Annotated in this window: 25 protein-coding genes and 1 other annotated feature; of the genes, 24 read left to right on the forward strand and 1 reads right to left on the reverse strand. The window is 43.7% G+C overall.

The window, feature by feature from the left end; all coding sequences use genetic code 11:
• Positions 1 to 80: 80 nt before the first annotated feature.
• The 17 genes from murB to J2Z20_RS01710 all read left to right on the forward strand — a co-directional run bounded on the left by murB (position 81) and on the right by J2Z20_RS01710 (position 17042).
• Positions 81 to 986, forward strand: a complete 906-nt coding sequence (gene murB, locus J2Z20_RS01630) for a UDP-N-acetylmuramate dehydrogenase (RefSeq protein ID WP_209844720.1) — start codon at positions 81 to 83, stop codon at positions 984 to 986.
• A 16-nt stretch (positions 987 to 1002) separates the two neighbouring features.
• Positions 1003 to 2289 carry a UDP-N-acetylglucosamine 1-carboxyvinyltransferase gene (gene murA, locus J2Z20_RS01635; RefSeq protein ID WP_209844722.1) on the forward strand — a complete coding sequence of 429 codons (1287 nt, stop codon included), beginning with the start codon at positions 1003 to 1005 and terminating at the stop codon, positions 2287 to 2289.
• A 52-nt stretch (positions 2290 to 2341) separates the two neighbouring features.
• Positions 2342 to 3109, forward strand: coding sequence for a cell division protein FtsQ/DivIB (locus J2Z20_RS01640; protein WP_209844724.1), 768 nt, complete (start codon positions 2342 to 2344; stop codon positions 3107 to 3109).
• Positions 3110 to 3316: 207 nt separating this feature from the next.
• Positions 3317 to 4570, forward strand: coding sequence for a cell division protein FtsA (gene ftsA / locus J2Z20_RS01645; RefSeq protein ID WP_209844726.1), 1254 nt, complete (start codon positions 3317 to 3319; stop codon positions 4568 to 4570).
• 57 nt (positions 4571 to 4627) lie between these two features.
• Positions 4628 to 5737: a cell division protein FtsZ gene (ftsZ, locus tag J2Z20_RS01650; protein WP_209844728.1), complete on the forward strand. Its 1110-nt coding sequence runs from the start codon at positions 4628 to 4630 to the stop codon at positions 5735 to 5737.
• 214 nt (positions 5738 to 5951) lie between these two features.
• On the forward strand, positions 5952 to 6932 hold the full coding sequence (gene spoIIGA, locus J2Z20_RS01655; protein ID WP_209847161.1) for a sigma-E processing peptidase SpoIIGA: 981 nt from the start codon (positions 5952 to 5954) through the stop codon (positions 6930 to 6932).
• A 12-nt stretch (positions 6933 to 6944) separates the two neighbouring features.
• The gene (gene sigE, locus J2Z20_RS01660; protein WP_209844730.1) at positions 6945 to 7667 is read left to right on the forward strand and encodes an RNA polymerase sporulation sigma factor SigE; all 723 of its coding nucleotides are present in this window, start codon (positions 6945 to 6947) and stop codon (positions 7665 to 7667) included.
• Positions 7668 to 7773: 106 nt separating this feature from the next.
• Positions 7774 to 8556 carry an RNA polymerase sporulation sigma factor SigG gene (sigG, locus tag J2Z20_RS01665; RefSeq protein WP_209844732.1) on the forward strand — a complete coding sequence of 261 codons (783 nt, stop codon included), beginning with the start codon at positions 7774 to 7776 and terminating at the stop codon, positions 8554 to 8556.
• Between the two features lie 163 nt (positions 8557 to 8719).
• Entirely contained in the window at positions 8720 to 9040 is a 321-nt protein-coding gene (locus J2Z20_RS01670; RefSeq protein WP_209844734.1) for a YlmC/YmxH family sporulation protein, read from the forward strand.
• Between the two features lie 54 nt (positions 9041 to 9094).
• Positions 9095 to 9946: a peptidoglycan editing factor PgeF gene (pgeF, locus tag J2Z20_RS01675; protein WP_209844736.1), complete on the forward strand. Its 852-nt coding sequence runs from the start codon at positions 9095 to 9097 to the stop codon at positions 9944 to 9946.
• 8 nt (positions 9947 to 9954) lie between these two features.
• A complete protein-coding gene (locus J2Z20_RS01680; protein WP_209844738.1) occupies positions 9955 to 10650 on the forward strand; it encodes a YggS family pyridoxal phosphate-dependent enzyme in 696 nt (231 codons plus the stop codon).
• Positions 10647 to 11096, forward strand: a complete 450-nt coding sequence (locus J2Z20_RS01685; protein ID WP_209844741.1) for a cell division protein SepF — start codon at positions 10647 to 10649, stop codon at positions 11094 to 11096. The genes J2Z20_RS01680 and J2Z20_RS01685 overlap by 4 nt, the downstream gene beginning before the upstream one ends.
• A gap of 7 nt (positions 11097 to 11103) precedes the next feature.
• Entirely contained in the window at positions 11104 to 11367 is a 264-nt protein-coding gene (locus tag J2Z20_RS01690; protein ID WP_280921718.1) for a YggT family protein, read from the forward strand.
• Between the two features lie 10 nt (positions 11368 to 11377).
• Positions 11378 to 12160 carry a YlmH family RNA-binding protein gene (locus tag J2Z20_RS01695; protein ID WP_209844743.1) on the forward strand — a complete coding sequence of 261 codons (783 nt, stop codon included), beginning with the start codon at positions 11378 to 11380 and terminating at the stop codon, positions 12158 to 12160.
• 176 nt (positions 12161 to 12336) lie between these two features.
• Positions 12337 to 12819 (forward strand): DivIVA domain-containing protein, encoded by a 483-nt coding sequence (locus tag J2Z20_RS01700; RefSeq protein ID WP_209844745.1) that lies wholly within the window; start codon positions 12337 to 12339, stop codon positions 12817 to 12819.
• Positions 12820 to 12894: 75 nt separating this feature from the next.
• Positions 12895 to 13172, forward strand: a binding site (T-box leader).
• A gap of 319 nt (positions 13173 to 13491) precedes the next feature.
• Positions 13492 to 16584 (forward strand): isoleucine--tRNA ligase, encoded by a 3093-nt coding sequence (ileS, locus tag J2Z20_RS01705; protein ID WP_209844747.1) that lies wholly within the window; start codon positions 13492 to 13494, stop codon positions 16582 to 16584.
• A gap of 122 nt (positions 16585 to 16706) precedes the next feature.
• The gene (locus J2Z20_RS01710) at positions 16707 to 17042 is read left to right on the forward strand and encodes a DUF5665 domain-containing protein (RefSeq protein ID WP_209844750.1); all 336 of its coding nucleotides are present in this window, start codon (positions 16707 to 16709) and stop codon (positions 17040 to 17042) included.
• On the opposite strand, the gene J2Z20_RS01715 is transcribed toward J2Z20_RS01710, so the two are convergent.
• Positions 17039 to 17767, reverse strand: a complete 729-nt coding sequence (locus tag J2Z20_RS01715; RefSeq protein WP_209844752.1) for a TraR/DksA C4-type zinc finger protein — start codon at positions 17765 to 17767, stop codon at positions 17039 to 17041. The two genes, J2Z20_RS01710 and J2Z20_RS01715, sit on opposite strands and share 4 nt — an antisense overlap.
• Before the next feature lie 221 nt (positions 17768 to 17988).
• Here J2Z20_RS01715 and lspA point away from each other — a divergent pair, with 221 nt between their 5' ends.
• The 7 genes from lspA (at position 17989) to J2Z20_RS01750 (ending at position 25314) form a co-directional block, all read left to right on the forward strand.
• Complete coding sequence (lspA, locus tag J2Z20_RS01720; protein ID WP_209844754.1) at positions 17989 to 18489, forward strand: signal peptidase II; 501 nt, start codon at positions 17989 to 17991, stop codon at positions 18487 to 18489.
• A gap of 2 nt (positions 18490 to 18491) precedes the next feature.
• On the forward strand, positions 18492 to 19424 hold the full coding sequence (locus tag J2Z20_RS01725) for an RluA family pseudouridine synthase (protein ID WP_245251831.1): 933 nt from the start codon (positions 18492 to 18494) through the stop codon (positions 19422 to 19424).
• A gap of 105 nt (positions 19425 to 19529) precedes the next feature.
• Complete coding sequence (locus tag J2Z20_RS01730; RefSeq protein ID WP_209844759.1) at positions 19530 to 20783, forward strand: LL-diaminopimelate aminotransferase; 1254 nt, start codon at positions 19530 to 19532, stop codon at positions 20781 to 20783.
• A 505-nt stretch (positions 20784 to 21288) separates the two neighbouring features.
• The gene (pyrR, locus tag J2Z20_RS01735) at positions 21289 to 21846 is read left to right on the forward strand and encodes a bifunctional pyr operon transcriptional regulator/uracil phosphoribosyltransferase PyrR (RefSeq protein WP_209844761.1); all 558 of its coding nucleotides are present in this window, start codon (positions 21289 to 21291) and stop codon (positions 21844 to 21846) included.
• Positions 21847 to 21848: 2 nt separating this feature from the next.
• Positions 21849 to 22763, forward strand: coding sequence for an aspartate carbamoyltransferase catalytic subunit (locus J2Z20_RS01740; protein ID WP_209844763.1), 915 nt, complete (start codon positions 21849 to 21851; stop codon positions 22761 to 22763).
• 41 nt (positions 22764 to 22804) lie between these two features.
• Entirely contained in the window at positions 22805 to 24118 is a 1314-nt protein-coding gene (locus J2Z20_RS01745) for a dihydroorotase (protein ID WP_415639991.1), read from the forward strand.
• Positions 24119 to 24183: 65 nt separating this feature from the next.
• Positions 24184 to 25314, forward strand: a complete 1131-nt coding sequence (locus tag J2Z20_RS01750) for a carbamoyl phosphate synthase small subunit (RefSeq protein WP_209844768.1) — start codon at positions 24184 to 24186, stop codon at positions 25312 to 25314.
• The last annotated feature ends 1 nt before the right edge of the window (position 25315 follow it).

The raw sequence follows: 25315 nt of genomic DNA on the forward strand, positions 1-25315 counted from the left end.
AAGCATCGAACGTGACAAGGTTATAATGCTGCAGTCATGGAAGATGTCGTTTCTGGTAAGTAGTTAAGGAGGATTCTTGCATGCAGCAATGGATATCGAAACTATCCGAAAACAATGTCGGAACGATATTGCCAAATGAATCACTGGCAAAATATACGACGTGGAAAATCGGGGGACCTGCAGATGTGCTTGTCATTCCTGACACGAAAGAGCAGCTCGTTAATCTCGTCAAACTCCTTCATTCTGAACAAATCCCTTGGATGCAAATCGGACGCGGGTCTAATATGCTCGTGTCTGATAAAGGAGTTCGAGGTGTTGTGATCAAGCTCGGCAGCGGACTTGACACTTACGAGTTTCAGGATACGGTAGTGAAGGCGGGAGGCGGGCTTTCTTTTGTCAAGCTGAGCGTACTGGCAGGGAAGGAAGGACTCACAGGGCTTGAATTTGCTGGAGGTATTCCTGGAACGGTTGGAGGCGCTGTATATATGAACGCCGGAGCGCATGGGTCTGATGTGTCACGCATATTTAAATCCGCTGAGATTGTACTGGGAACAGGGGAATTGGTGACGTATGCTGCAGAGGATATGAAGTTTGGTTATCGTCATTCTGTGCTACATGAAAAAGCGGGAATTGTGGTGGAAGCTACATTTCAGTTAGCGCATGGAGATCGCAAAGAGATTGCTGCGGCTATGGCTTCTTATAAAGATCGACGACGCCGGACTCAACCGCTTCAACTGCCGTGTGCGGGCAGTGTATTTCGGAATCCGCCAGGCGATCATGCTGCAAGATTAATTGAGTCGGCTGGGCTCAAAGGCTTGAAAGTCGGCGGAGCAGAGGTGTCGACGCAGCATGCCAATTTCATTGTAAACACCGGGCAAGCGACAGCAGAGGACGTTCTCACCCTGATGCGCAAAATTCAAGAAACCATTAAATCTGAATATGATATTCAGTTGGTTCCGGAGGTATACGTCGTGGGTGAGCGGTAAACTCGGAGGTGATACATTGGACAAATTGGTGATTGAGGGTGGGAGACCCCTGTCAGGAACCATACGTATCCATGGAGCGAAAAATGCCGCATTACCGATTTTAGCAGCTAGTGTGCTGTCTAGTGGTAAAGTGCAGCTGCTTAATGTCCCGCGTCTGCTGGACATTGATGTAATGCTGCGAATTCTAAGCCGGCTTGGCTGTGAAACGGAACATGAGACAGATATAGTGACTGTGGACACGTCGAATTTGAGTAGTTCACATGTTCCCGAAGATCTAATGAAGCAAATGCGCTCCTCCATTTTTCTTATGGGCCCTTTGCTGGCGAGGTTTGGTGAAGTATATATATACCAGCCCGGCGGATGTGCGATCGGGGAACGGAAAATCGATTTGCATCTGGAAGGTTTAAAGGCTCTTGGAGCAGAAATTGAAGAGAAAGAGGATCAAATAAGGTGTACAGCCCGCAAGCTGGTTGGTACGGACATCTATTTAGATTTTCCCAGCGTTGGGGCTACTGAGAACATTATGATGGCCGCAGTGTTAGCAGAAGGGGTTACAACGATTTCAAATGCCGCACGCGAACCGGAAATTCAAGACTTGCAAAACTTCCTGAATACGATGGGCGCAAGTGTGATCGGTGCAGGAACGGACACAATTACAATTCAAGGTGTTAAGCAGCTTACGCCTTGTACTTATGAAGTGATTCCTGATCGCATTGTTGCTGGAACGGTAATGATTGCAGCCGCTGCGACCCGGGGGAATGTGACGATATCACACTGCTATCCAGGCCATTTAACATCACTTATTCATGTGCTGAAGCGGGCCGGTGTGCAAATCGGAATTTACAATGATATAATGAATATAAGCTGCATGACTAGACCGAAGGCAGTAGAACGGATTGTTACATCTCCATACCCTGCTTTTCCGACGGATTTGCAATCTCAGGTGATGGTTCTATTATCGCTTGCTGATGGTTTCAGTATTATGAAAGAAACGATTTTTGAAGGAAGATTCAAGCATGTTGACGAATTGACTCGCATGGGCGCAGATATATTGCTAGATTTAAATTCTGCATTCATTAGAGGCGTTCCGAGATTATACGGAGCTACGGTAGAAGCGACTGATTTACGTGCAGGTGCCGCGCTTGTCATTGCAGGCTTGGCAGCCCAAGGAAAAACAATTGTTGAGCAGGTCCATCATATTGATCGAGGGTATGATCGAATTGAGAGATTGTTTCAACATTTAGGTGCGAACATTCATCGTCAGACACCAGTTCCGAAACAACAGCTTGATTTTGCTAATTAATGCCTGCACTCTCCCCTCCTGCTGGAGGGGAGAGGCTTCTTGGAGAGTTAATATGTCGAATGAGCATTTGCCTATTCTTAAACAAAATAAGTCGAGATCAAAAGCAAGTCGTAAAATAATTATTACGCTGCTATTGTTATTTATTGTATTGTTCGCTGTCTTGTTTTTCCGTTCTTCGATAAGTAAAGTGAAGGAGATTCAATTCACGGGGAATACATATACGACTAGCGAGCAGCTCCTCGAACAAAGCGGGCTTGGAGTTGGCATGCAGTTTTTTGCTGTTCGTTCTAGTTCTGTTGAGCATAAACTTAAATCACTGCCCTTTATTTCAGAAGTTAAAGTGGACAAGCAGTTCCCAGGAGTTATCACGGTTAATATAACGGAATATCCAACAGTAGCATACGAATTGACGAAGGATGGGAAAATCAACGCCATACTTTCGAGCGGCGCTGCTGTTTCCGTGGAAAAAAGCGGAATTGCGATTGATAAGCCAATATTGACTCAGTGGAATGATAAAGATGCGAATAAGGTGAAGTTATGCCAAGCTTTAAGTAAAATACCAAATGAACTTACTTCTGATATTTCAGAGATTATCCCTTCGCCTACATCTTCGTTCCCAGATCGTATTAAGATGTACACGAAATCACGTTTTGAAGTCATTACTTCAATCTCATTATTAAAAGACAAAATAGAATATTTAAATCAGATTACAGAAACTCAGCAACCTGGGGTCATTACGATGCTCGAAGCTGATTCTTATGTCCCATATGTAGCGGGGGCAGATGCGCCTGAAGATGGGCAAAATGATACTACTCATTAATTACAAATGATGGTACAATATGTTTTATGGGTAAGTTAATCCCTCTTTTTTCTTTAGATTTTTTTATTTTTCTCATCTCTTAGGAAATTAGAATTATTACGTTCTAAAAAATTTGTAGAAAAAAGAGGGAAAAAGTAAACTGTGTTGAATATGTAGAGAGTGTCTCTTCATTATGTATTTTATTTTTGAAACAGGAGGTGCCACGGATTGAGCAACAATGACATCATTGTTAGTTTGGACATCGGTACATCCAAAGTTCGTGCTATTATTGGGGAAATGAATAATGGAACCTTTAATATTATTGGAGTTGGATCTGCCGACTCGGAAGGTATTCGGAAAGGTGCAATTGTTGATATTGACCAAACTGTGCTGTCGATTCGCAATGCTGTGGATCACGCAGAACGCATGGTTGGTATTCAAATATCCGAAGTGTATGTCGGCATTTCAGGAAATCATATCGGGCTTCAATCCAGTCACGGTGTCGTGGCAGTATCGAACGAGGATAGAGAAATCGGCGAGGAGGATATTGAACGAGTATTAAAGGCAGCGGAAGTGATCGCTTTACCTCCGGACCGGGAAATTATCGATGTCGTTCCAAAACAATATGTAGTTGACGGTCTGGAAGGGATTAAAGATCCCCGTGGTATGATTGGGGTTCGCCTTGAAGTCGAAGCTACCATCATAACAGGCACCAAAACAGCGATACATAATCTGCTTCGCTGTGTTGAGAAATCAGGCTTAAAAGTAAAAGATTTAATTCTTATGTCATTAGCTGCAGGGCAATTGTCTCTATCAAAGGATGAGAAGACGATGGGCTCAGTGCTTGTTGATATTGGTGCTGGATCAACAACGATCGCCATTTTTGAAAATGGTTCTATCGTTGCAACGTCAACGTTGCCGATTGGCGGAGAATTTGTAACGAATGATATTGCCTATGGACTTCGTACTTTAACGGATCAAGCTGAGAAGGTAAAATTAAAATATGGCTGTGCATCTATAGAAGATGCAGCAGCTGATGTCGTATTTAAAGTGACTCGTATTGGCAGCAACGTCGAGAAGGAGTTTACCCAAGAGGATTTAGCTGCGATTGTTGAACCTCGTGTTCAAGAAATCTTTCATCTGATCCGTCAAGAAGTGAGACGTCTAGGATACAATGAATTGCCTGGAGGTTACATTCTTACAGGCGGCACTGTTTCTATGCCGGGCGTACTCAAGGTGGCCCAAAACGAATTAGCCGCATCGGTTCGAATCGCTGTACCTGATTACATTGGTGTCCGCGATCCTGGTTTTACTGGCGGAGTAGGTATATTACATAGCGTAATACGTAGTTTCCGTGTACAAAGCAGTAACACTTTGAATAAGAAGGCTGCAACTCGCAAGCCAGCGGGTCCTGCACCTGAGCAAGTTCAGAAATCAGGATTTTTCGAGCGACTGAAAAATATGTTTAGCGAATTTATATAGCAGTTCAATGATATTTTGGACGGGCCATCCATGCACTAGAGGGGGAGATGGAATAGTATGTTAGAATTTGATTTTGAGATGGAGAGTTTGGCGAAAATTAAAGTCATTGGTGTCGGCGGTGGCGGAAGCAATGCCGTCAATCGAATGATTGAGAACGGCGTTCAAGGTGTTGAGTTCATCACAGTTAATACGGATGCCCAAGCACTTCATTTGGCTAAGTCAGAACATAAATTGCAAATTGGTGATAAATTGACTCGCGGTCTCGGAGCTGGCGCTAACCCTGAAGTAGGGAAGAAAGCGGCTGAAGAGTCCCATGAACTCGTTATGAACACGCTTAAAGGTGCGGATATGGTATTCGTTACAGCAGGGATGGGCGGCGGCACAGGGACGGGAGCTGCACCAGTTATTGCTGAAATTGCAAGAGAATGTGGTGCTCTGACGGTCGGTGTTGTGACACGGCCGTTTACGTTTGAAGGCCGCAAACGCTCAAGCCAAGCCGAACTCGGTATCGAAGCGCTGAAAGAAAAAGTGGATACACTTATCGTGATTCCTAACGACCGTTTGCTAGAGATTGTAGATAAGAAAACTCCGATGCTTGAAGCATTCCGTGAAGCGGATAATGTGCTTCGTCAAGCTGTACAAGGTATTTCTGACCTTATTGCAGTACCAGGTCTTATTAACCTTGACTTTGCAGATGTGAAGACAATTATGACAGAACGTGGATCCGCATTGATGGGTATTGGCCTTGCTACAGGTGAGAACCGTGCAGCGGAAGCAGCGCGCAAAGCGATTATGAGTCCGCTTCTTGAAACATCTATTGAGGGTGCACGCGGTGTCATTATGAACATTACAGGCGGTTCGAACTTGTCCCTGTATGAAGTAAACGAAGCTGCTGAAATCGTCATTGCTGCATCGGATCCGGAAGTGAATATGATCTTTGGTGCTATTATTGATGAGAATCTTAAAGATGAAATTAAAGTTACAGTGATTGCAACCGGTTTTGAGAACAAGGCTCCACAAGTGCCTCCAGTACGCAGACCTTCATCACCTGTATCTGAGCCTGTAGATTCGAAATCACCAAATTTACGTCCGTTCGGTAATTATCCAAGTGGTGACCAACTCGATATTCCGACGTTCCTTCGGAATCGTTCCCGTAATAACGAATAATTGATATGAAGTGACTGAGTCTGTAATCACACGTGTGATTACAGACTTTTTGCATCTCTGGGACGCAATTTTCTATAAAACCCGCAGACTCGACAAAAAAAGTTACCTTCATCCCCCCATGTTTAGACAGACTTTACCAAGCAACCTTCCTATACTAATAATATCTTTATATCTCCTTACGCTTAGAAGATTTGAAAGTTGGCGGGTGAGCCTCCTGGTCGTTTATTTGGATCTTATTTTTATTACTAATTTGCTCATCGACGGAACTCTTCTCTTCATTACAGCGTGGATGAGAAAACAAAAGCCAAACATATGGCGGATTCTAATAGCATCTGTCGTGGGTGCTTTATATGTTGTGATGATGTTTGTCCCCGAACTTTCTTTTATGTTCACTATATTCATTAAGTTCGCTCTTTCCGTCATGATGATATGGATTGCCTTTGGCTTTGGAAGTCTTCAAAACTATGCGCGCAATATGGGTGCATTTTATATTGTCAATTTTGCAGCGGCCGGAGGAATTCTCGGTATTCATTATTTTATGCAGAGCAGCAGCGAACTATTTAATGGAATTTGGTTTTCACAGTCCGGAGGTTTAAGCTTTGAGCTGAAAATGAGCTTCTGGTTTGTTTTTATTATGTTCTTTATCGTCATTTTCTGGTTTAAAGCAGTTCATTCATCCCGCCGAAAGAAGGAGCAAATGCTATCCTTTGCAGCACAGGTGAGGGTTCGTATCGATGGAGAAGAGGTGGAGTGTACAGGGCTAATTGATACGGGAAACCAATTGACAGATCCGCTTACACGAACTCCAGTTATGGTCATGGAGTCCATACTTTGGGAAGCATTTCTGCCTGCTGCTTGGCAAGGGAAGTTAGCTAAAGTCCAGCCGGACAACCTGATTATGGAACTACCTGAAGGCGGTTTTCCATGGCAGGATCGACTGCGGTTAGTTCCTTACCGGGGTATTAATAAAGGAACGCAGTTTATGCTCGCTTTGAAGCCGGATGAAGTGGTTATTACGATGGATGGGAAAAGTGCTTATCACAGTAAAGTGTTAATCGGTCTGGATGGCGGTAAGCTTTCTGCTGAAGGAGCGTATCAAGCGATCATTCATCCAGCTCTTATCGAAAATATGGATCAAGGTGAATCCATTACCAAAAACATGAAGTCACATCACAATTCGGTAAACGTGTTATAGGAGGCTTAGTGTATGCTTATTAAATGGAAGCTCATAGTGCAAATTCAGTACTACCGTTTGTTGTTCCTGCTAGGACTAAAGAGTGAAGAAATATACTATATTGGCGGAAGTGAAGCGTTGCCGCCCCCTCTAACGCGTGAAGAGGAAGAATATTTACTGCAAAAATTATCGTCTGGAGACTCTGCTATTCGTGCGATGCTTATCGAACGCAATTTGCGGCTTGTTGTGTACATAGCGAGAAAATTTGAAAATACCGGCATCAATATTGAAGATCTAGTATCGATCGGGGCCATAGGCTTGATTAAAGCTGTTAATACATTTGACCCTGAGAAAAAAATAAAACTAGCAACTTACGCATCCCGTTGTATTGAGAATGAAATATTAATGTACTTGCGGCGCAACAGTAAAATACGAACCGAGGTATCCTTTGATGAACCGCTTAACATTGATTGGGATGGAAATGAGCTTCTTCTGTCTGATGTGCTTGGTACTGAAAATGATACGATATACCGCAATATCGAAGAGCAGGTTGATCGAAAACTCCTTCATAAGGCGCTTGATAAGTTAAGCGAGAGGGAACGAATGATTATGGAGCTGCGCTTTGGACTCGTCGATGGAGAAGAGAAGACACAAAAGGATGTCGCTGATTTATTAGGCATTTCACAATCTTATATTTCTCGGTTAGAGAAGAGAATTATAAAAAGACTTCGTAAAGAATTTAATAAAATGGTCTAAGAGAGATTGGCATATTGAGGAAATGATAGAGCGCTTCCCTGAGGAATAAAAAGACAGCCCGCGGAGATAATGTACATTAATGTTTCTCCTTGGGAGGTAAGTCACGATGACCCGAAACAAAGTCGAGATCTGTGGTGTGGATACCGCAAAACTGCCTGTTCTAACCAATGCCGAAATGCGTGAATTGTTCTTGTCCCTACAACAAAATAATGAACGTGCAGCAAGAGAGAAATTAGTGAATGGCAATTTGAGGCTTGTACTCAGTGTTATACAACGGTTTAACAATCGAGGAGAGTATGTAGATGATTTGTTTCAAGTAGGCTGTATCGGATTGATGAAAGCGATCGATAACTTTGATTTGTCCCAAAATGTGAAGTTTTCCACCTATGCTGTTCCGATGATTATCGGTGAAATTCGCCGTTACTTAAGAGACAATAATCCAATTCGAGTATCACGTTCTCTAAGAGACATTGCTTATAAAGCACTTCAAGTGCGTGACAGCCTAACGAATCAAAACTCAAGAGAACCGACTATTTTTGAAATATCTGAAGCGCTCAATGTACCGAAGGAAGACGTTGTATTCGCGCTCGATGCGATTCAAGACCCAGTATCGTTGTTTGAACCGATATACCATGATGGCGGAGATCCAATCTATGTAATGGACCAAATTAGCGACGATAAGAACAAAGATGTGTCTTGGATCGAAGAAATTGCACTGCGTGAAGCGATGCGAAAATTGAATCAACGGGAAAAAATGATTTTGTCCATGCGTTTCTTCGAAGGCAAGACGCAAATGGAAGTGGCGGATGAAATCGGCATTTCCCAAGCACAAGTATCAAGACTCGAGAAATCTGCGATATTGCAAATGCAAAAACACGTGAAATCATAATGATGTACCCTAGAAGCGATTCCGAGAGGAGTCGCTTTTCTTTTGCAGAAAAAAGAACGCATTTTGCCTAGTAGGCACATATATTAGACATATACCAGTGTATCCGACATACCATACGATAAGATGCGCCTACAATTTTAAGGGATGATGTGGTGAGAGCGAGATGAAAATTTCTGATTTCCAAACGAAGGACGTCATTAATATTGTAGATGGAAAAAGACTTGGGCAAGTTAGTGATTTGGAATTGGATTTGCGGCAAGGTAAAATCGAAGCGATTGTTGTACCTAGCTATGGCAAATTTATGGGTCTGTTCGGAGGGGGAAGTGAGCTTATTATCCCTTGGAGTAATATTGTCAAAATAGGCTCTGACGTCGTGCTTGTTCGAATGGAGGAAGTGAAAACTGCACGTTTAGATGAGCGGGATAGTACTGATTACTCGCAGCGACAAGATCGGTTAGATCGGGATAATCGCCGTAATTATTAGAGTTGCACAGCTCTGGTTCCTATGTGGTACACTTAAATGCAGAGGTGAAGGAATATGGAACCATTTGTTTGGAAGCATAAAGAAGGAAGTCCTGGATTATTTAAATTGCAGCCGTGGTGTGATGCATATACAAATATTAGCGCAGGTTTTACAAGTCGTATTGGCGGCGTAAGCAACAAACCTTATGAAAGTCTCAATTTGGCTTTTCATGTTGGTGATGATCCGAACGATGTTATTATGAATCGTAAAAAGCTAGCTGAAACTATAGGATTCGATTGGAATGCGTGGACAAGCGGAGAGCAAGTTCACGGCACGGAAATTGCCGTTGTGAAGGAAGAAGATAGCGGACGCGGCAGAGATAATCGAGAATCCGCTTTTCAACATACAGATGGACTTGTAACCAATGTACCAGGAGTGCTTCTCACTTCTTTTTACGCAGACTGTGTGCCGCTTTTTTTCTACGATCCGGTAAAAAGTGTTGTCGGTCTAGCGCATGCGGGCTGGAAAGGTACTGTTGGCAAAATAGCTCTCCGTATGGTGAATACAATGGAGAAAGAGTACGGAAGCTCACCGCAAGATATCGTTGCCGCTATAGGTCCTTCCATAGGCGAGTGCTGTTATGAAGTAGATGAAGTCGTAATGAGCCGGGTGCGTGAGCTATTGGATGAGTTTCCTGCTGATGAAAAAGATATACCCGCCTTTTATCAGCCTGTTGCAGGTGGAAAAAGTATGCTAAACTTGAAACAATTAAATCGACACATTATGATTAAAGGAGGAATATTGCCGACTCATATCGAATGTACAACGTGGTGTACAAATTGTCATCCAGATTATTTTTTCTCGTATCGTAAAGAAGGAGGAACAACAGGGCGGATGGCAAGCTGGATCGGCATAGAGAAGAGGTGAATCTTCCATTGTCATTGGAAGCACGAATACAGCATGTGAAAGAGCGCATTGAAGCAGCCTGTCAGCGGGCAGGAAGAGCCAAAGAAGATGTGCGGGTTATCGCTGTGACCAAATATGTATCGCTTGAAGCAACTGAATCGGTACTTGATCACGGGCTCGTACATATAGGAGAAAACCGCTGGCAAAATGCAGAACATAAATGGAACGCACTTGGGAATAGAGGAGTATGGCATTTTATCGGACATCTGCAGACGAATAAAGTAAAGGATGTCATAGGTAAATTTGAATATATACATTCGCTCGATCGAATGTCATTGGCTGAAGAATTAGAGAAGAAAGCGGCCCTACTTGACTTGAGACAGAAAGTTTTTGTACAAGTTAATGTTTCAGGAGAGGAAAGCAAATACGGTCTTTCCCCTGAACAACTGCCTTCGTTCATAAAGAAAATTAGCAATTTTCCGCACATCGATATTGTAGGATTAATGACTATGGCACCTTTTGAAGGAAATCCAGAAGAGACTAGGCCCGTTTTTAAAGGACTTAGGGAGCTTCGGGATGAAATAAATGCACAGGGGTTAACACGTGAGCCGCTTAAGCATTTATCCATGGGCATGTCTAACGACTTTGAAGTCGCGATTGAAGAAGGCGCAACATGGGTTCGCCTAGGTTCTATTCTAGTTGGCAAAGAGGAGGAATCGCGATGAGCGTAATGAACCGAGTGATGAACTTCTTAGGGTTACAAGATGAAGAAGAAATTGTTGAGCGTGAAAAAATTTCTGCTGATGAGGATCAAGAAATTGAAACTCCTGAGCTTGAAAGACGTAGAAATCAAAGAGGGAATAATGTGGTGAGTATTCATTCGCAAAAAAATGTGAAGGTTGTATTGTACGAGCCCCGTTCATATGATGAAGCTCAGGAAATTGCTGATCATTTGCGTTCCCACCGCAGTGTGGTTGTCAATTTACAGCGGATTCGGAATGACCAAGCGATGCGAATTATTGATTTCTTAAGTGGAACAGTATATGCATTAGGCGGCAGCATTTCCAAAGTGGGCGGGAACATTTTTCTATGTACTCCTGATACCGTTGAAATCCAAGGTTCCATCTCAGAAATTTTAGCGGAAGAAATTGATTACAACAGAATGAGGTGATCCGTTCTTGATTATAAGCATCGTTAGTTTTTTGGCCCAAATTTATTCTTATATGATTATCGTCTATGTGCTGCTTTCTTGGCTGCCTAATGCACGGGATAGTTTTATTGGTCAGTATCTAGGTAAGCTGGTAGAACCGTATTTGTCGTTCTTTAGACGATTTATCCCTCCTATTATGGGTGTTATTGATATTTCGCCCATCATTGCACTCTTCGTGTTGCAGCTTGCAGAACGAGGCTTAAGAACTGTGCTTTTTTATTTATTAGGATAGGTGCCGGATTATGAAACTGGAAATATACGATCATTTTCATCCAGATGAGCGTGAATTTGTCGATCGTGCGTGGGAATGGGTAGTGAATGCAGGAGAGTATCACGAAGTGAAGCTGACGGACTTTTTAGATCCGCGGCAAACGTTTATTTTAAAGACTTTAGCGAATCGTCATCCAGATGTCACAATCCGTCTAGATGGAGGTTATGAAGACGCAGAGAGAAAAAGGGCGTTAATCGCACCGGATTATCGTGTATTAGACGACGAAGATATGGGTCTTGCAGTGCTCAGTATTACGTCTAGTGATCAGAAATTTACTGAGCTGGATCACGGAGATTATATGGGAGCTATTCTCGGTCTAGGCATAAAGCGTACCAAAATTGGCGACATTCATGTATTAGACGATGGTTGTCATGCAGTTGTTGCCCAAGAAATCAGCGCCTTTCTAGATCTTAATTTGCGTCAAGTTCACCGTGTTTCTGTACTTACCGATATTTTGTCTATAAGTGAACTCCGTACGAGTAATACTGCCTTGGAGCCGCTGGATTTGACGGTGGCTTCTTTACGTTTGGACGGTATTGCAAGCGACGTGTATCGTTTAAGCAGAAGCAAAATTTTGTTGCCAATTAAGGCAGGACGATGCCGTGTCAATTGGAAGACGGAAGAGGATCCTTCTAAACATTTAAAAGCAGGAGATATTGTATCACTTCAAGGGTTTGGCAGATTTAAAGTTTTGGAAATTGATGGTTTGACGAAACGTGGAAGATATCGAGTGAAAATTGGTAAATTTGTGTGATTCGCTTGCAGGAATTAGGGCTTTCCTGTCGAATTTAATATCAAGATCATTTTTTATGACAAGACCGGTAGTCGTGATAATAAGAGAATTTTGTTCAATGATTATCACGTAATGCAGCTAGCGATGCTTGGCTGCTCGGCAGGGAAGTTTTTGAAATTCTTAGGAGGTGCACATCAATGCCACTAACACCGCTGGATATACATAATAAGGAATTTTCTCGTCGTATACGCGGTTATGATGAAGATGAAGTAAATGAATTTTTGGATCAAGTGATTAAGGATTATGAGAGTGTAATCCGTGAGAATAAGGAACTCCATAATCAGCTTATTGCGATTCAAGAGAAGCTGGATCATTTCGCTAATATTGAAGATACGCTGAGCAAAACAATTATTGTAGCTCAAGAAGCTGCAGATGAAGTGAAGAACAACGCTAAGAAGGAAGCTCAGCTCATTATTAAAGAATCCGAGAAAAATGCGGATCGCATTATTAACGAAGCTCTCTCCAAATCCCGCAGAATTGCGATGGAGGTTGAAGAGCTTAAGAAGCAAGCATCTATCTACCGCACTCGATTCCGGACGCTTGTCGAAGCACAATTGGAACTGCTTAACCAAGACGGCTGGGAGACACTTGAGAAAACAGAAGTGAAAGAAATTTACTAAAGATAAACGATGTCCTAGTTGACTTTTGCTTGAAAAGAAGTTATAAATATAATCATATTCAAGCACAATTTAATGAAGGATTCATTGATGGGAACCAGTACGTCATGATTTTGTTCCTCAGAGAGTTGGCATATCGCTGCAAGCCAATGTTCAGAACATGACCGAATATCATCCCGGAGAAATGATGCTGAAATTCTATGGAAGACTAAGCATCATCGGATGTCGGCCGTTATACCGACCCCATACTATCATTTATTTGTATGGGACTAAGGTGTCATCTCACTATCGCTATTTTTCGCGCTATGTTCGAGGTGAAACAAGGGTGGTAACGCGAGTCAAGCCTCGTCCCTTTTGGGACGAGGCTTTTTTGTTTTTTAGTTATATTTGCTGTGAGTAGTTGGAATTGCGCGATAGTAAAGCGGCCTCACATTGTGAGCCCGAAGGGCTTCATAATGTTGAGGGATAAGCGAGTACCACCGCCATAAGTCACAGATAAAGCACCATATTAACTCCTTGCGCCAGTCTTTTGGGTGTCCAGAGGGCGAAGCCCTTGGTGTCCCCTGAAAGTTTCCCAAAGGGAAACTCGCATCGGAAGCATATGCGTAGGGGGATTTAGGGGGTAGCAACTGTTGATTTAGGGGGTCAACATATATTCGAAAGGAAGTCATTACTTTGAACAGAGTCGATGTCAAAGAAAGAGCGCGCGAGCGCGATAAACGAATTCTTGCAAAATGGAATCAAGAACATACATTCCAGAAATCCATTGAAAACCGCGAAGGTAAACCGAACTTCGTATTCTATGAAGGTCCGCCTACGGCAAATGGTAAGCCGCACATTGGACACGTTCTAGGCCGCGTCATTAAGGACTTTATCGGTCGCTATCAAACGATGCGAGGCTACCGTGTTGTTCGTAAAGCGGGATGGGATACACATGGTCTTCCAGTAGAGCTCGGTGTCGAGAAGCAGCTTGGAATTTCAGGTAAACAAGAAATTGAGGCTTACGGTGTCGAGAAATTTATTCAAAAATGTAAAGCGAGCGTCTTTGAATATGAGAAGCAATGGCGTGAACTCACTGAAGCTATTGGTTATTGGACAGACTTGGATCATCCGTATGTAACGCTTGATAACAACTACATTGAGAGTGTATGGAATATCCTTGCTACCATTCACAATAAAGGGCTGCTCTATCGCGGACATCGCGTAAGCCCATACTGCCCTTGCTGCCAAACAACACTTAGCTCGCACGAAGTAGCTCAAGGCTATGAAGATGTGAAGGATTTAAGTGTGACTGCTAAATTTAAACTTCACGACAGCGGCGACTATGTACTGGCTTGGACGACGACACCTTGGACATTGCCTGCGCATGCGGCACTTGCTGTTAATCCTAACATGGATTATGTTCGTGTGAAACAAGAGGACGGCGTATATGTCGTTGCTAAGAACTTGGTTGAAGATGTCATGAAGGGCGACTATGAAGTGCTGTCGACTCATAAAGGCTCTGAATATGTAGGCAAAACATATGATGCTCCATTTGGTTACATTAAGCCGGAAAACGGTCATTTCATTGTCGGCGCAGATTTTGTTACAGATTCCAGCGGTACAGGTATCGTTCATATGGCTCCAGCGCATGGCGAAGACGACTATAAAGCATGCCGTGAGAACGGCATCAGCTTCATTAGCGTCGTAAATGCGCAAGGACGCTATACAGATGAAGTGACAGATTTAGCGGGTCGTTTTGTTAAAGACTGCGATGTTGACATTGTAAAAATGTTATCTGAAAGAGGACTGCTGTACAGCAAAGAGAAATATGAGCATAGCTATCCATTCTGCTGGCGTTGTAAATCACCGCTTCTGTACTACGCTACGGAGAGCTGGTTTATTAATACGACAGCTGTAAAAGATCAGTTGATCGCAAATAATAATGAGGTCACTTGGTACCCAGGTCATATTAAAGAAGGTCGTTTCGGTAAGTTCCTCGAAGATCTTGTGGATTGGAACATTAGCCGCAATCGTTACTGGGGTACACCGCTGAACGTCTGGGTATGTAACTCGTGTAAAGGTGAATATGCACCGCACAGCCATGCTGACCTAAGAGCACATGCAGTCGGTGAAGTGAGCGAGGATTTAGAGCTGCACAAGCCTTACGTGGATGAAGTGAAGCTTCATTGCCCGCATTGCGAAGACGGTATTATGGAACGTACATCTGAAGTGATTGACGTATGGTTTGACAGCGGATCAATGCCTTTCGCGCAGTACCATCATCCATTTGAAGATGATAATCGTTTTGCTGAGCAATATCCGGCAGATATTATTTGTGAAGGTATTGACCAAACTCGCGGCTGGTTCTACAGCTTGCTTGCAGTATCAACGCTGTATAATGGCAGAGCTCCTTATAAGGCTGTTATTTCCACAGGTCACGTGCTGGATGAGAACGGTCAGAAGATGTCCAAATCAAAAGGCAATGTCATCGACCCATGGGATATTATTGAGGAATATGGAACCGACGCTTTCCGTTGGGCTCTTCTAGCTGATAGTGCACCTTGGAACAGCAAACGGTTCTCTAAAGGAATTGTTGGCGAAGCGAAATCTAAAGTCATCGATACACTCGTTAACACGCATGCGTTCTTAACTCTATACGCTACAATTGATGGTTACAAGCCGGAAGAACATCCATTTAAGCCGTCTAATAACAAATTGGACCGCTGGATTTTGTCCCGCTTGAACAGTCTAGTGAAGCAAGTGAATAAGGGACTTGCTAATTACGATTTCCTTAATTCTGCGAAAGCGATCGAAGCGTTCGTAGACGAACTGAGTAACTGGTACATTCGTCGTTCTCGTGACCGGTTCTGGGGTAGCGGTCTTAATGAAGATAAGTTGTTCGCATATCAGACGCTTACGAATGTGCTGCTCACTCTAGCGAAGCTCATGGCGCCGTTCACACCGCTGTTATCTGAAGATATTTATACAAATCTTGGCGGAGGCGAAAGTGTACATTTAGCGGATTATCCGAAGGAAGATGAGTCGCTGATTGACCTGACGCTTGAACAAGATATGGAAACCGCTCGCCAAATTGTTGAGCTGGCACGTAACGTTCGTAATGAGACTGGCATTAAGACACGTCAACCTCTTTCCGAGCTCATCATTTCCATGGATCGCGATTTCGATCTGTCAGGGTATGAAGAGATCATTAAAGACGAAATTAATGTGAAAAATATCGTTGTAGAAACGAGCGACAGCGGATTTGTGGACTTTACACTTAAGCTCAATCTGAAAGTAGCAGGTAAGAAATACGGCAAAAATGTTGGTTTCATCCAAGGCTTCTTGAAGAGCTTGCCAAGTGAAGCAACACGTAAGGCAGTAGAAAGCGGAGCGATTCAGGTGACTTCCCCAGAAGGAGAAGAACTTCAAATTACAGCAGAAGAACTGCTTGTAGACAAACAAGCGAAATCCGGTTTTGCCTCAGCTTCTGGATATGGCCTAACCGTTGCGCTGAATACGGATATTACGCCTGAGCTTGAACAAGAGGGATGGGTACGTGAAGTCGTTCGCGCCGTTCAAGACTATCGTAAAAAGCTTGATCTGCCGATCGAACGCTACGTTAATCTAACACTCGATGTTGATGCGGAGCTGAAGGCAGCGATTGAAGCATTTGATGCCGTTTTGCGAGAAAATGTACTTGTGAATGAAGTATCCTTCGGAGTGAAAGAGCCGATGGAACGTGTCGACCTCGGCAGCAAATCAATCGGCATTCATATCGAGGTGTAAAAATTTGCATGGTGATCAGCCTAAGCGGATATAATTAAATAAAGAACAACAAAACAAACGAGCTCACGGGCTCGTTTGTTTTGCTAATCACTAATGAATCCACATGGGATGGGGTTTTCGTTATGGCTGATAGGACGCCTGACAAATTGGATGAGCAAAAGGTGGAAAAACAGCTGCAAGAAGTTCATTCATTGACTGTAAAATGGGCTCAACAATTAGAAAAATCACGAATCGCAGAACTAACTGAAGTTCTGTACAGTCCGTGGAAAATAATATGGATCAATTTACTTGCAGGCACTTCTCGCGGTGTTGGAATTGCGATCGGTTTTACATTTTTTGCAGCTACGATTGTTTATGTTCTTCAAGTGCTTGGAGCGCTTAATTTGCCCATCATCGGAGATTATATTGCCGATATTGTACGGATTGTAAAAAGGCAGCTCGAGCTCGACACCTATTAATCGTAATGCTTATCAGGTTCAAGCAGCGGGTCTCCTTCATGGTCTTCAATATATTTACGATACTGGCGATTTCGGACGACAGTAACATTTTTACCGAACATATCGGTTGCAACAAAGCTTTCATAAGGTTCCACGAAGCCATCAAGATCATCACCTGCTTCCATTTCCATAGCATCATAGCCCTCGGGATTTGGAATTTCAGCCATGGCAGGCGTATTGGAAGTACCCCAGTGTTCGACAATTTGCCAAGCGTCTTCACCATCAAATCCGTTCTGACTTTCATGTTCGTCTAAGCTTGTTCGTCCAAATGGCGGAGCAAGAAATTGTTCTTCAATAGGACGACGTTCAGAGACGATCGTTTGCGGACAGTGCTCCTTGCAATACATTGTAGATGGCATAGCAAGCAGCCGGTCATATGGGATGGGGTTATGACACGTAACGCAAATACCATAAGTTCCTTCGGACATATGATCCAGTGCAGCATCGATCCGTTCCAATTGAATTTCGCTGCGCTCAAGCAGTGCAATATCTTTTTCCCGTTCATACATTTCAGTAGCTAAATCGCCTGGATGATTATCGATGGGTGACAATTCGCCGGACTCATCCCGCATAGACTCTCCGAGTCCAAAGTGTTCATTGTCAGATATACGGTTTTCAAGATCTTTTTTCTCATCTACCAGTAATGTTTTTAGCATGTTGATTTGCTCTTGAGATAGATGGTGCATCGTATACGCTCCTTTCTTCTCTTTCGAAGAGTGAACTCGTCTCTTCTGTAGGTTGTGCCAAACCCGTTATTTTTAGAGAAGGAAAATCCTTTCGGTATAATGGATGCTTGCTTTCGAATGGACGTGTTCCGAATGGCTATGCTACAATAAACGAGGCTCGAAAACAGGATAAATATGCCGCATTCGGCGGGTGACATGAAAAACGAGGTGACAAGCTGCTAATGATTTATTATTTAATTGCGCTCATTGTATTTCTTATTGATCAAGGAACGAAATATTTAATTGCGACCAGACTCGAGTTAAGTGAACAAATCCCGGTGATTGATCAGTTTTTCCTCATTACATCATATCGAAACCGCGGAGCAGCTTTCAGTATTTTACAAAATCAACGATGGTTTTTTATTCTTATTACCATTGTAGTGGTGGCCGGCATTGTCTGGTATTTACAAAAGGTGAAGTCGTCTCCGAACAAGCTGCTGCCTACAGCATTAGGACTCGTTCTCGGGGGAGCGATTGGCAACTTTTTGGACCGTGCACTTACAGGTGAAGTAGTTGACTTTTTACAATTTAATTTTGGCAGCTACACATTTCCGATTTTCAACATTGCAGATTCTGCCATTGTCATTGGGGTAATACTTATTTTCCTTGAGGCGCTTATTCAGGGTCAACGTGAAAAGAAGGAGAAAGGTGTAACTGAAAAACAGCAAGAGGAGAACGCATAATGATGGAAGAACAAGCTCTCGAGCGTGATACATTAGAGTGGACCGTCACCGCAGAGTATGTGAAAGAACGGATTGATAAATATGTGGCTGAAGCAATGGAAGATGTATCCAGGTCGCAAGTTCAGCTGTGGATTCAGAATGGACACATTAAGGTTAACGGCTCTCTAGTTAAGGCAAACTACAAATTGTCAGAGGGCGATTTCATTGAATTAACGATACCTGAACCAACCGGTGTAGAAATTGTACCTGAAAATATCCCGCTGGAAGTCGTATATGAAGACAGCGATGTAATCGTCGTTAATAAGCCCCGCGGGATGGTCGTGCATCCTGCTCCAGGTCACACGTCTGGTACGCTCGTCAATGCTTTAATGTATCATTGTAAGGATCTGTCAGGAATTAACGGAGAACTTCGTCCGGGCATCGTACACCGAATTGATAAGGATACTTCAGGCTTATTAATGGCCGCCAAAAATGATAAAGCGCATGCCTCACTTGCCGAGCAGCTGAAAGAACATTCGGTAACTCGAAAATATATCGCGATTGTTCATGGCAATATTACGCATGATCAAGGGACGATTGATGCTCCCATTGGACGTGATCCACTTGATCGTAAGAAATACACCGTGACGGACAAAAACAGCAAACACGCAGTCACTCATTTCTTAGTACTGGAGCGTTTGTCAGATTATACATTAGTTGAGCTGAAGCTAGAAACCGGCCGTACTCATCAAATTCGCGTCCATATGAAGTTTATCGGTCATCCGCTCGTTGGCGATCCTGTATATGGACGAAGTAAAGGAATTAAGATGGACGGACAGGCTCTGCATGCGGAGGTGCTTGGTTTCAATCATCCGACAAGCGGACAATATTTGGAATTTTCGGCTCCGCTTCCAAGTGATATGGAAGAGGTTTTGACCAGTCTTCGCAATCGCTGAGTGTGTAAAGTACAAATGTTAGGCGAATTAGTCCATTCCATAAAGGATGTCTTTCCTTCATATTTAGGGGGAGAATTTTGCAAGATTAGGAGATGAAATTTTAGAATGAGCATTGAACGTTATCAAGAAACATACATTCAATCGAATTTCGCGGACCGAATCGGCGGTTCAAATTATGGTAAAGACACAGCTATCTATAAATTTGAGAAAATTAAACGGGCAAAAAGAGCTGCCAAAGAAGCATTCCCGAACGTAGAACTCATTGACATGGGTGTTGGTGAACCTGATGAAATGGCAGATGCGGGTATTGTCGCTAAGCTGGCTGAAGAAGCAGCTAAACCGGAAAACCGCGGGTATGCAGACAACGGCATTGCTGAATTTAAAGAAGCTGCCGCTAAATATTTGAAAGAAGTATTTGGTGTAGAGGGCATTGACCCAGAGACAGAAGTGCTGCATTCGATCGGTTCCAAACCGGCGCTTGCTATGCTTCCATCTGTATTTATTAATCCAGGCGATGTAACGATTATGACAGTACCTGGTTATCCAGTAATGGGTACGCACACCAAATATCTTGGCGGTGAAGTATATAACGTACAATTGACGAAAGAAAACAACTTCTTGCCGAACCTCGATTCCATTCCAGAGGACATTTGCAAACGTGCAAAACTTCTCTATTTGAACTATCCGAACAATCCGACAGGTGCAAGTGCAACAGTCCAATTTTTCGAAAAAGTTGTGGCTTGGGCTAAGAAGAATAACGTAGTCGTTGTTCATGATGCTCCTTATGCAGCTCTAACTTATGATGGTGAAAAACCGCTTAGCTTCTTGTCCGTACCAGGTGCGAAGGATGTAGGGGTAGAGCTTCATTCGTTGTCTAAATCATACAATATGACAGGTTGGCGGATCGGCTTTGTAGCGGGAAATCCGCTTATTGTTAAAGCGTTTGGCGATGTGAAGGATAACAATGACTCTGGACAATTTATCGCTATTCAGAAAGCAGCTGCTTATGGGCTTGCTCATCCGGAAATTACGGAGAAAATTGCTGAGAAATATTCCCGTCGTCACGATTTGCTTGTCGCTGCACTTAATGAACTTGGCTTCAAAGCGGAAAAACCGAAAGGCTCCTTCTTCCTATACGTTGAAGCTCCTAAAGGGATTGTCGGCGGTCAACGTTTTGAAACTGCAGAAGATTTCTCGCAATATCTCATTCGTGAGAAGCTTATTTCCACGGTTCCATGGGATGACGCAGGTCATTTCGTTCGTTTCTCGGTTACATTTGTTGCAAACGGGATCGAGGACGAAAAACGCGTTATTTCCGAAATTAAACGCCGTCTTAGTGATGTGCAATTTGAATTTTAATATGGCTTGAACATACAGCATCTTCATTCTTGTATAAGAATGGAGATGCTTTTTTTGTGGACGATTAATCATTTATCTCGAGTGGCGCTTTGATTCTAAGAAGCTGATAAATAGAGAGGATAAAAAATAATGTGGATAATTATACACAACTTATGTATAATTATTAATACAGATGAAAAGTTGCAATCTGTCCTCGCTTTTTGAAATCTTCATATGAATATTGATTTTTACTTAACCCGGCTTGTCAGGTGTTGACAAGGAGTCTGCTATCTGTCATAATTCTTATAAATCAAATAGCACCTTTAAATCAGTCCCGTGAGGCTGGCAAGGTAACGTGAATGAGGTTCACTGCAAATGAAATTCGCTGCTGGCGAATAGATTGGTGAACCTATAGAGACAGTCTTAGTATATCTCTACGACATAAGACTCCTTGCCTATACGGGCAGGGAGTCTTTTTTATTACACGGGACGAGGTGCAATCAATAGTCATAGGAGGCTTCAAATTATGAGCACAGAAGTGCACATCATTATGGACGAAATGGCGATCCGCCGAGCGTTGACCAGAATTGCGCATGAAATTTTAGAAAAGAACAAAGGCATCGAAGATTGTATTCTAGTCGGCATTCGTACTCGCGGAGTCTACTTGGCTGAACGGCTCGCTGAACGCATCAATGAAATTGAAGGTACTCCAGTTCCTTTCGGTGAGCTTGATGTTACGAATTACCGAGATGACATAGAGACAGATGGAAGCGAGAAGAATGGTTCACCGCTGAAATTAAATGCTGCAGATCTCTCTATTAACAATAAAAAAGTAATTTTGTTCGATGACGTGCTCTACACGGGAAGAACGATTCGCGCTGCTATGGATGCACTGATGGACTGCGGAAGACCGCAAATGATTCAGCTCGCTGTTCTTGCTGACCGAGGACATCGCGAACTGCCTATCCGGCCGGATTATATCGGTAAAAATGTTCCAACCTCCCGAATGGAAGAAGTCGAGGTTGCCCTCAAGGAAATTGACGGTATCGATGAAGTGCGAATCGCACAAAAACGGGGGGAATGAACATGATCACGACAACATCCAGCTTGAAAGAACGCAGTCTTCTTGGTCTTAAACCATTAAGCCGAAGCGAAATCAGCTCCCTGCTAGACCGTGCAGCTTACTGGGAATCTGAGCCGCACAAAGTGATTCCAATCTTAGAGTCACGCTTTGTTGCTAACATGTTTTTTGAGAACAGCACACGCACGAGATTCTCTTTTGAAATGGCTGAGAAAAGGCTCGGAGCACAGGTGTTGAACTTTGCAGCGGCAGCATCAAGCGTTGCCAAGGGTGAGTCTATTATGGATACGGTTCGGACTTTAGAAGCAATGGGCATTGACGCTGGCGTCATTAGACTCAAGCCGATCGGACTACTGCCTGAAATAGCAGAGGCTGTCTCCATTCCACTCATAAATGCAGGCGATGGAAATAACGAACATCCGACGCAAGCGCTGCTCGATCTTTATACGATGAAGAAACAGTTTGGTGATTTAAAAGGGCTTCGGGTATCGATCATCGGAGATGTAGCACATAGCAGGGTGGCCCGTTCGAATTTATGGGCGCTTCAGAAGTTCGGTGCGGAGGTACAATTTTGCGCACCTCCTAGCATGCGGGCACCAGAGCTTGCAGATTCAGCTCCATACGTCTCTATGGAAGAAGCGTTAGTTGCGGATGTTGTCATGATACTCCGGGTACAGCTGGAGCGTCATACAGGGGATCTGTTCAAATCACCTGAAGAATATCGGATACATTATGGTCTTACTGAAGACAGAGCATCTACATTAGCCAAACATACGATTATTATGCATCCTGCTCCAATCAATCGAAATGTAGAAATTGATGACGCAGTTGTAGAGAGCGGGCAATCCCGCATCTTTAACCAAATGTCGAACGGAGTACCGATTCGGATGGCGGTTATGGAAAGAGCGATGAAGCTTTAATTGTATACATGCGAATAGAGAGAGCGGAGGGGAATGTGTTGATCCAAATTATTAAAAATGCCAACGTCCTAAGTGAGAGCGGAGAAATTACCGTTAAACATATCATCATTGAGAATGACAAAATTAAAGAAATTGTTGATGGGAATAACGATTTAAGTCAGTGGACCGATCAGACAGACATGGTTCTGGATGCACAGAATAAGCTCGTTACGCCTGGATTTATCGATATGCATGTTCATCTGCGCGAGCCGGGCTTCGAGCATAAAGAGACCATCGAGACGGGAACCCGCTCAGCGGTAAAAGGCGGATACACAACGATTGCAAGCATGCCCAACACTCGCCCAGTCACCGATAACCCGGGGACAGTTGGGCTGGTGAAAGAAAAGGCAAAGCAAGCGGGGTATGCGAAAGTACTTCCTTATGGTGCGATTACGGTTGGTGAGCTCGGACAGCAATTGACTGATTTTAAGGCGCTTAAAGAAGCGGGAGTCATCGGATTTACGGACGACGGAGTGGGTGTGCAAAGTGCGCAGATGATGAAGGATGCCATGAAGAAGGCCGCTCTGCTAAATATGCCGGTGATCGCGCACTGTGAAGATAACTCACTCGTTGAAGGCGCGTTTTTTACAGAAGGCGAGTTTACGAGAAAACATGGGTTAAAAGGCATACCAAATGAATCAGAAGCGATTCATGTAGGCCGTGACATCTTGCTGGCTGAAGCGACAGGGGTTCACTACCATGTGTGCCATGTCAGTACGGAGCAATCCATCCGGCTGATCAGGCAGGCGAAGCAGCTAGGCATTCACGTCACCGCAGAAGTTTGCCCTCATCATCTTCTTCTATCTGACGAAGATATTCCAGGTCTTGATGCGAACTGGAAAATGAACCCGCCGCTTCGTTCGCCTCGTGACGTGAAGGCATGCATTGAAGCGCTTGAAGATGGAACGATTGACATCATCGTAACAGATCATGCTCCGCACAGCGCCGAAGAGAAGGCGCGCGGAATAGAGGCAGCTCCTTTTGGCATCGTTGGGTTTGAAACCGCATTTCCGTTACTCTATACCAAATTTGTGTTATCTGGCCAGTGGTCCTTAGGGATGCTTGTTAAACGAATGACATCTGATCCTGCCGCAGTATTCGGACTGGAAGCAGGCAGACTCGAGCCGGGTGCGCCAGCTGACATTACAATCATCGATTTAAATCAAGAAAAAGTCGTAGATCCTGAACAGTTTGCAACGAAAGGTCGGAATACACCTTTTGCGGGCTGGAAGCTTAAAGGTTGGCCTGTAATGACGCTGGTTGACGGCCAGGTAGTATGGTCAGAAGCGGCTGCTCACACGACTTTTACTAAATAAGAAACCATACAGATGTTACCTGATTTATAGATCAGAAATGATGTAAACACGGAGGAGTGAATCGGATGCAGGCGAGATTGTTATTAGAAGATGGAACACTATTTACGGGAAAAAGCTTCGGCGCAGAAGGTGAAACGACAGGGGAAGTCGTGTTTAATACAGGGATTACAGGATATCAAGAGGTACTGTCAGATCCATCATACTGCGGTCAGATTGTGACAATGACCTATCCTCTGATTGGGAACTACGGCATTACGCGTGACGATTTCGAATCAGTAGCACCTTCCGTTCACGGATTTGTTGTGCGTCGGCATGAGACTGTTCCAAGCAACTGGAGAGCTCAGTACAGCGTTGACGATCTGCTTAAAGAATACGGCATTGTAGGAATCAGTGATATCGATACACGGATGTTAACAAGAATTATCCGCCATCATGGCACTATGAAAGGGATCATTACGACTTCAACAAAATCTGAGCAAGAGCTTAGAGAAATGCTGCTCTCTACAGATTTGAGAAGAGATCAAGTGGCCCGCACATCAACGAAGCATATTTACAGCAGCCCAGGCGCTAAAGAACGGATTGTCCTCGTTGACTTTGGTGCGAAAAGCGGAATTCTGCGCGAGCTTACACAGCGTGGATGCGATGTCGTAGTCGTTCCACATGATGTTACTGCCGATGAGATTCGCAAGCTGCACCCTGATGGCATTCAACTGTCTAACGGACCTGGCGACCCTAAAGATGTACCCCACGCGGTGAAAATGATTTCTGAGCTGCTAGGTGAATATCCGATCTTCGGCATTTGTTTAGGTCATCAGCTGTTTGCGCTCGCTTGCGGTGCAGATACGGAAAGATTGAAATTCGGACATCGTGGCGGCAATCATCCAGTTAAAGATTTGAGAACAGGCCGCTGCTATATTACATCGCAAAATCACGGTTATACCGTGAACGAACAATCGATTGCGAACACCGAGTTAGAAATTACGCATATCAACAATAACGATAAGACGATCGAAGGCTTGAAACATAAGAAATATCCGGCGTTTACAGTACAGTATCATCCGGAAGCAGCTCCAGGACCTTTTGATAACAGTTATCTGTTCGATGAATTCCTGCAAATGATTCGTGATCACAAAAATCAACACCCAGAGAAACCTCGCCAAGCGATACTCGCGGCCGCTGTGAAAGGAGACTTTTAAT

The sequence above is a fragment of the Paenibacillus sediminis genome (assembly GCF_017873765.1).
GTDB classification, from domain to species: domain Bacteria; phylum Bacillota; class Bacilli; order Paenibacillales; family Paenibacillaceae; genus Paenibacillus_AG; species Paenibacillus_AG sediminis.